Origin of the sequence: Streptomyces phytophilus (genome assembly GCF_013870535.1) — a bacterium.
Lineage (GTDB): Bacteria > Actinomycetota > Actinomycetes > Streptomycetales > Streptomycetaceae > Streptomyces > Streptomyces phytophilus.
The window spans coordinates 1-2,257 of sequence record NZ_JACBXC010001002.1 but is presented as its reverse complement, the minus strand read 5'-3'; the positions used below and the strand labels follow the sequence as shown (position 1 = coordinate 2,257).

2 protein-coding genes are annotated in these 2,257 nt (G+C 74.8%); one reads left to right on the top strand and one right to left on the bottom strand.

Features of this window, described 5'->3' with window-relative positions:
• Positions 1–223 precede the first annotated feature (223 nt).
• Positions 224–1,960 carry an LpqB family beta-propeller domain-containing protein gene (locus H5J30_RS28280; RefSeq protein ID WP_258563577.1) on the bottom strand — a complete coding sequence of 579 codons (1,737 nt, stop codon included), beginning with the start codon at positions 1,958–1,960 and terminating at the stop codon, positions 224–226.
• Between H5J30_RS28280 and H5J30_RS37015 the strand changes: the two genes are divergently transcribed.
• Positions 1,959–2,257: hypothetical protein (locus H5J30_RS37015; protein WP_258563576.1), on the top strand; the 299-nt coding region annotated here is incomplete at its 3' end. The two genes, H5J30_RS28280 and H5J30_RS37015, sit on opposite strands and share 2 nt — an antisense overlap.

The following is a 2,257-nucleotide window of genomic DNA, read 5'->3' as shown; positions in this document are numbered from 1 at the left end:
TCAGCTCCGCCGCACACCCCGCGCACAGCGCCCCCGCACCCCGCCCGGCCCCGCATCCCGCGCAGCCGGCGGGCAGCACCAACCCCGCCAGTTCCCGCCCTGTCCCCCGCATGCGTCCACCATGCCCGCCGCCACCGGCACCCGCGACCCCTGTGGACAACCGCCCGCCTGTGGACAACCCGGCAGCAGAACGCCGCGGCAAAACCCGTGGCAGCCCCCGGCCCTACCCCGGATACACCGGCGCCGTGCCGCCCTCGCCGCCCAGCACCGCCTTCCAGTACGCGTTCTGCGGCAGCCGCACGATCCCGTCCTCCGTCGCCGCCACCAGCGGCTTCGTACCGTCCTCCGCCGCCGCCACCGCGGTCACCCCGGTCAGCCCCTGCCCCAGCTCCGCCGCCGGCGGCACCGACCCGTCCGTCGACACCAGCCGCATCTGCTGCACGCCCTCGGACTCACGCCCCACGACCAGCAGCCGGCTCTCGCCCGCCCACGACACGGCCCGCACCTCCTCCAGCGCCCCCGTGTCGCGCAACTGCGCCACCACCGGCACACCGTCCTCCACCGACACCGCCCCCAGCACCAGCCGGCTCTCCTCGCCCTCGCTGACGACCAGCGCTATCCGCGCCCCCTCGGCCGACATCCGCAGCGCCTCGATCCGCCCCTCCAGCCCCGTGACGTCGATACGCACCGGGTCCCCGGCGCCGCCCGCCATCCAGTACAGCCGCGACTCGCCGCCGACCCGGTCGGCCACCCACAGGTCGCCCAGCCCGTCCCAGCTCGCCGCCGTCAGCCCGTCGCCGCGCTCGGCCTGCGCCTCGGTGGCATCGCTGGTCAGCAGCGGCTCCCCCAGCGACGAGGACTCGTCCAGCGACGACACGTACAGCGACCGCCCCGTGGCCGTCACCCCGGCCGCCTTCTTCTCCGACCGGGCCACCGCCGCGGACCCGAACGCCGGCTTGCCGTCGCCGAGCGGGCTGATCACCGTCGCCGGGCCCGCCTCGCCACCTTCCGGCCCCGAGGGGGTCCGTACCAGCCGGTTCTTGCCGTCGATGAAGTACAGCGACGCGGGATGGCGCGCCAGCCGGTCCGGCGCATAGCGCTCGCCCGCCGCCGCGCTCAGGTCGCACATCTTGGTGTCCCTGGCCGTCAGCAGCTCCACGTCGTCGACGCGCACGCCCTCCTGGCTCTCCGCGGTGTGCAGCACCTGCGCCGCCATCCGCTCGCACGTGTGCAGCCCCGGCTTCGTCTCCAGCGCGAGCCGCACCCGCAGCGTGCCCTCCTCGTCGACCGCCAGCCGCTGGTTCTTCGCCAGCGTGGTCCGCGCGGGGAACGTCGTCTCCGTCACCGACCCGATCAGACCGCCCGGCCCGTCGAGCAGCGTGCGCACCGCGTCCGTCACGGGATCGATCCGCCGCCGTACGTACACGGGGTCGGCCACCAGCGTGTCCCTGCTGCGCGCCGTGAAGTGGTACGTACTGGTCGGCTGGAAGGTCCGCTCGAAGTCCGCCCGGCTGATCACCAGCCCCCGCGGCGGATCCGCGATCCGCCACTGCCCCGACTTCGGCTCCTTCGACAGCTCGACGTTCAGGCTGTACGGGCGCTCGTCCGGCGTGTACGTGCCCGCTTCGTTGAGCCACGCGACCTTGTCGCCCTGCAGCCGGACGACCACCGAGCTTCTCTTGTCCTCGGTCACCGGCTTCGGCCCGGTCGTCTGCTCCGGCTCCACCGAGGGCGCCTCGGCGAGCACGATGGTCTCGCCCGGGGTCCACGTGCGCGCCTTCTTCGTCAGATACGCCTTGGCGACGGTGGCGTAGTCGTCGCTGCGCAGGGCCTCCAGGAAGTCGGACACGATGCGCTGCGGCGTGGCACCGGGCTCCGGCCGCTCCGCGTACGTACGCGCGCGGGGATCCTCCCGCTGCTCCGACAGCGGCACCTGGTGCACGCCCCCGCTGTCGGGCATGGACGCGCAGCCGGCGAGGAGCAGAAAGGAGCCGAGCAGCGCGGCGGTGGCGTACCGGCGCGCACGGGTCACCGTCCGGCGCCGGTACGGCCCCGGGGTACGGGACGCCGTCCGGCCCTCCCGCCCGCGTATCGCGGACGTCCCTTCCGTACGCCTAGACGCGACCACCGCGCTCCCCTTCGCCGCCGACCTCACTAGGGACCTCACCGCTGCCCTCGCCGTCCTCAGGCGCGCTCTCAGGCCCGTTCCCGGGCCCATCCTCGCCGCCGGCACCCGGCGCCTCGCCGGCCGCCCCCG

Excerpts from the sequence above, each read along its gene's own strand:
- H5J30_RS28280 (WP_258563577.1), bottom strand. The coding sequence starts at position 1,960 with ATGCCCGACAGCGGGGGCGTGCACCAGGTGCCGCTGTCGGAGCAGCGG.